General features: G+C 66.9%; 5 protein-coding genes. 3 read left to right on the top strand and 2 right to left on the bottom strand.

Translation table 11 applies throughout. The features are described 5' to 3' along the window. Positions 1-244 precede the first annotated feature (244 nt). Positions 245-895 (top strand): SCO family protein, encoded by a 651-nt coding sequence (locus tag RTO53_RS19445; RefSeq protein WP_312239313.1) that lies wholly within the window; start codon positions 245-247, stop codon positions 893-895. Further along, on the top strand, positions 892-1,734 hold the full coding sequence (asd, locus tag RTO53_RS19440; RefSeq protein WP_312239312.1) for an archaetidylserine decarboxylase: 843 nt from the start codon (positions 892-894) through the stop codon (positions 1,732-1,734). Before RTO53_RS19445 ends, asd begins: the two co-directional genes overlap by 4 nt. 122 nt (positions 1,735-1,856) lie before the next feature. On the opposite strand, the gene RTO53_RS19435 is transcribed toward asd, so the two are convergent. Together RTO53_RS19435 and RTO53_RS19430 are read right to left on the bottom strand one after the other, a co-directional pair. Next, positions 1,857-2,198 (bottom strand): ribonuclease E inhibitor RraB, encoded by a 342-nt coding sequence (locus RTO53_RS19435; RefSeq protein WP_312239311.1) that lies wholly within the window; start codon positions 2,196-2,198, stop codon positions 1,857-1,859. Between the two features lie 120 nt (positions 2,199-2,318). Then, the gene (locus RTO53_RS19430; protein ID WP_312239310.1) at positions 2,319-3,929 is read right to left on the bottom strand and encodes a transglycosylase SLT domain-containing protein; all 1,611 of its coding nucleotides are present in this window, start codon (positions 3,927-3,929) and stop codon (positions 2,319-2,321) included. Between the two features lie 134 nt (positions 3,930-4,063). Between RTO53_RS19430 and RTO53_RS19425 the strand changes: the two genes are divergently transcribed. After that, positions 4,064-4,707: helicase HerA-like domain-containing protein (locus RTO53_RS19425; protein ID WP_312239309.1), on the top strand; the 644-nt coding region annotated here is incomplete at its 3' end.

The raw sequence follows: 4,707 nt of genomic DNA, 5'->3' as shown, positions 1-4,707 counted from the left end.
CGCAGGAGCTTACAAGGACGTACTTGCAGCGTGCCCCGCAACCCCACCCGTGCCGTCGCCGCCCACGATCACGGCACACCGAGCCTTTGGCTTTGGCTTTGGCTTTGGCTTCAAAGCTTTGGCTTCAAAGCTTTGGCTTCAAAGCTTCGGCTTCAAAGCTTCATCCTCAAAGCTTCATCCCAAAAAACCCAACAGCACCGTCACCACCCCTATCATGGTGGCCCCTTCCGGGAACGGGCTTTCCATGTTCAATCGCAACGCAGGCATCATTTTGCTCATCGCGCTGGCCGCAGGCCTCGGCCTGGTCGCCGCGCAGAAAGTGTTCGCACCCAAGCCGACCAGCCACCGGCCCGCCACCGAATCGATCACCTTCTACCCCCAGCCGCGCCCCCTGCCCGATTTCAACCTCGGCCAGTCCGACGGCACCCGCCTCATCCCCGGCGAGCTCAAAGGCCACTGGACCCTAGTCTTCCTCGGCTTCACCTTCTGCCCCGACGTCTGCCCCACCACCCTGGCCGACCTCGCCCAGGCGCAGAAACAATGGGAAGCCCAGCCCGAAACCCTACGCCCGCGCCTGGTGTTCATCTCCGTCGATCCCGAACGTGACACCCCCGCCCGCCTCGGCGAATACGTGCACGCCTTCCACAAGGACACCCTGGCCGCCACCGCCGACGTGCCCTCGCTGGAGCGCTTCGCCACCTCGCTCGGCTTCGTCTTCCAGAAAGTGCCCGGCAAGCACATCGACGAAAATCCCGAGGACTACACCCTCGAACACTCGGCCAGCCTGGCCGTGCTGGACCCGGAAGGCAGGCTTGCCGGCCTGATCCGCCCTCCCTTCAATGCGCAGGCCATTGCCCGCGACCTGCAGACGCTGACCGAGAAAACCGCACCATGAGCCTGACCACCACGCTGAGCTACGTCCTGCCGCACCGCCTGCTGTCCTCGATGGCGCGACGCCTGGCGTATTCCAGCAATCCGCGCATCTCGCGTTGGCTGATCGACACCGTCACCGAGAAGTTCGGCGTCAACCTCGCCGAAGCGGCCAACCCCGATCCGCGCAGCTACGCCACCTTCAACCAGTTCTTCACCCGCGCCCTCAAGCCCGGCGCCCGCGTCCCCGCGCCCGATCCACGCACACTGGTGATGCCCGCCGACGGCCGCATCAGCCAGCTCGGCGCGATTGAAGACGGCCGCATCTTCCAGGCCAAGGGCCAGTCGTTCACCGCCGCCGAACTGCTCGGCGACGCCGCCGATGCCGAAGTCTTCCGTCACGGCCTGTTCGCCACCGTGTACCTCTCGCCCAAGGACTACCACCGCGTGCACATGCCGTGGACCGGCACCCTGCGCGAAACCGTGCACGTGCCCGGGCGCTTGTTCAGCGTCGGTCCGGCGGCGGTCAACAAGGTGCCGGGGCTGTTTGCGCGCAACGAGCGCCTGGTCTGCCATTTCGATACCGATTTCGGCCCGATGGTGTCGGTGATGGTCGGCGCGCTGCTGGTGTCGGGCGTGGAAACGGTGTGGGGGGGCGAAGAGATTCCCGCCTACGGCGACACCATCACCCGCAAGGATTACCGCGGCAAGGGCATCACGCTGGAGCGGTTCGCGGAGATGGCGCGCTTCAATTACGGCTCCACGGTGATCGTGCTGCTGCCGCCGGGCGTGGCCGAGTTCGCCCCGCACCTGGACGCCGAACATGCCGTGCAGCTGGGGCAGGCGCTGGCGACGCTGAAGTAACCGGCCGGCTCTGCAGGCCATACGGGGCGCCGGACAGCGGCCGGCACTACGCCAATGGCGCAATACCACACAAACAAAAACGCCCCGGCTTCCCGGGGCGTTCTTCGTTCTGCGCGATCCGATCAGATCTCGACCGGGCCGACATCCATGCCGTCGTAGTCTTCCACGCCATTGGCTTCGGCCAGCGCCTGCAGCTCGTGGTTGCGGGCGTCCAGCGAGGCCTCGGTGTGCACCTCGGCGCGCTCCACGTGCAGCACGTGATACGGCGCTTCGCCGTCTTCCAGGTCCGGCTCGAAGATCTCGACCAGGGTGTAACCCAGCGCGACCAGCTTTTCCGACAGACCGGTCAGCGGCTCGGGCGTGGTGTTGACGAAGAAGTAGCCCCACAGCATCGGGCCGTTGAGGTCCCAATCGGTGTTTTCGCGGATGTTGGCGAACATCTCGTTGATCGCGGTGATATCCATCTTGCTGTCCTGTATGCGTGTACCTGGGGGCCGTGGCGAAGCGCCACGGCCGGCGATGGATGTGCTGTGGCGCGGGGGCCGCAGGCGTGATGCCGGCAGCCTACCCGATCCGGTGTGCGCTTACCTGTCGCAGCCCTGCAGTTTGAGCACCTGGCCCTGCTTGAGCGCGTATGCCGGGGCCTTGAGCCCGTTGGCGCGCGCCAGCTCACGCACGTCGCACTGGAACTTGTCGGCGATCGAGCCCAGCGTCTGGCCCTTGCCCACCTTGTGGCTGCGTACCGGCTTGGCCTTGGCCTTCGGCTTGGCAGCCGGGGTGGCCACCGGTGCGATCGGCGTGGCCGCCACCGCAGTGGCCTGCACCTGTGCCACCGGCACCACGCTGCCCACCGCGACATTGCCGGTGTAGCTGGCCACGCTCGGGCGCACGATCGCCGCATTGAGGTCGGCGGTGATCAGCGTACGCGCCAGGTCGGCGCGCGGGCCGCTCACGCAATAGCGGTTGTACAGCCCGGCGATGCGGGTGGTGGCGTTGATCGTGGTCCCCGCAGGAATCCAGCCGTCGGCTTCGTAACGCGGGTTGAGGTTGCGCAGCGCACGCATGTAGCCATCGCGGGTGCCGACGCTGCCCAGGCAGATGGTCAGCTCGTAGATGGTGGTGGACTTGGCCAGGCGGATGGTGGCCGGCTGTGCGCTGATCTTGGGGAACTCCACGCCGTACTGCTGCGGGTGCAGGTAGATCCACGCCGCGGCGATCACCATCGGCACATAGTCCTTGGTCTCGCCGGGGAACTGGTTGTAGACGCTGTCGGTCCAGAAGCTCTGCCCGGCGCTCTGCTTGAACACGCGCGCGGCACGGCCTTCACCGCCGTTGTACCCGGCCAGCGACAGCTCGACGTTGTTGTTGAGCTCGCGCATGCGTTCGTTGAGGTAGGTGGCACTGGCCTCGGCGGCACTGCGCGCGTCGAAGCGGGTGTCAAACCCGGTGCCGTCCGGACCCAGGCCGAAACGACGGCCGGTGGCCGGCATGAACTGCATCAGCCCGGCGGCACCGGCACGCGAGGACGCATGCACGCGACCATTGGACTCCTTGGCCATGATCCCGAACAGCAGCGCCTCGGGCAGGCCACGCTTCTCCCACTCCGGCCACATCACCGCGCGCAGGTTCTGGTAGTTCTCGTAGGTGGTCATCAATGCCGGGCGCATGTCGGTCAGCCAGCGGCGGATGCCGGCCTGCACGGCCGGGTTGTACTCGACCATGCTGTCGAAGGCGTGGCGCTTGTCGTTGAGCAGCGCTGCGGCGCGTCCCGCCTCGGGCACGTCGGCAGCCAACGGACCGGTGTGGTCCGGATCGGCTTCCAGCAGCCCGCCGTCGCTGGCCAGTTCGTCGCCTTCGCTGTCGCGGGTATCGGCGTTGTCCTTGAGCAGGCGCTTGTAGGCCGGCAGCATGTTGCTCACCTGGCAGCCCTTCTGGGCCACGCAGGCGCTGATCACGTCCTCCATGTCCTCCAGGGCGGCATCGCCTTCGTTCTTGCCCTTGGGATCGGCGTTGGCCACCAGCACCAGCGCGGCGCGGTAGCGCTTCTCGGCCGCGGCCATGCGCTGCTCCAGCGCCTCGACCTTGACCCGATCACGCGCGGAAACCCGCTGGGCATGTGCCTCTGGCACGAACGACAGCACTGCAGCCAGCGCCAACAGCGGCCAACCACGGACAAGCAAGACAGGAACGGGCATTTTTGGCACTGTGTGCGAAAGATGGGGCAGAGTAGCCGCGCCGCTTGCATCGGGGCAACCCGCCAAGCCACCGGGCCTGCGCCGACGTTTAGAATCCTGCCCATTCACATAGCACCTGCACAAGCGAGTTGACCATGGATCCGATCCTGCTCGGCAAAGGCATTACCGACGACATCGCAGTGACCCTGCAACCCCGCCTGGGCAATCGCCACGGCCTGGTGGCCGGCGCTACCGGCACCGGCAAGACCGTCACGCTGATGACCCTGGCCGAGGGTTTCTCGCGGATCGGGGTGCCGGTGTTCCTGGCCGACGTGAAGGGCGACGTGGCCGGCCTGGCCGTGCCCGGCGCGGGGACCGAGGCGCTGCTGCAGCGCGCCGCCGAGATCGGGGTGACCGACTACGCGCCCGCCGCCAGCCCGACGGTCTTCTGGGATCTGTACGGCAAGCTGGGCCATCCGGTGCGCACCACCGTCAGCGAAATGGGCCCCACCCTGCTGGCACGCATCCTGGAACTCAACGATACCCAGTCCGGCGTGCTCGACATCGTGTTCAAGCTGGCCGACGACCGCGGCCTGCTGCTGCTCGACCTGGACGACCTGCGCGCCCTGCTCGGGCTGGTCGCCGAAGAGCGCAAGGACATCTCCACCGAATACGGGCTGGTCAGCGCGCAGAGCGTGGCGGCCATCCAGCGTTCGCTGCTGCGCCTGGCACAGGACGGTGGCGAAGCGTTCTTCGGCGAACCGGCGCTGGAGCTGGCCGACATCATGCGCGTCAACCA

Source organism: Stenotrophomonas sp. (assembly GCF_031995405.1).
Classification (GTDB): domain Bacteria; phylum Pseudomonadota; class Gammaproteobacteria; order Xanthomonadales; family Xanthomonadaceae; genus Stenotrophomonas.
This window is presented reverse-complemented; position numbering and strand designations above follow the sequence as displayed.

Bases quoted from the DNA above. Each gene is read 5' to 3' on its own strand.
- RTO53_RS19435 (WP_312239311.1), bottom strand. From the start codon at position 2,198: ATGGATATCACCGCGATCAACGAGATGTTCGCCAACATCCGCGAAAAC.
- asd (WP_312239312.1), top strand. From the start codon at position 892: ATGAGCCTGACCACCACGCTGAGCTACGTCCTGCCGCACCGCCTGCTG.
- RTO53_RS19430 (WP_312239310.1), bottom strand. From the start codon at position 3,929: ATGCCCGTTCCTGTCTTGCTTGTCCGTGGTTGGCCGCTGTTGGCGCTG.
- RTO53_RS19445 (WP_312239313.1), top strand. From the start codon at position 245: ATGTTCAATCGCAACGCAGGCATCATTTTGCTCATCGCGCTGGCCGCA.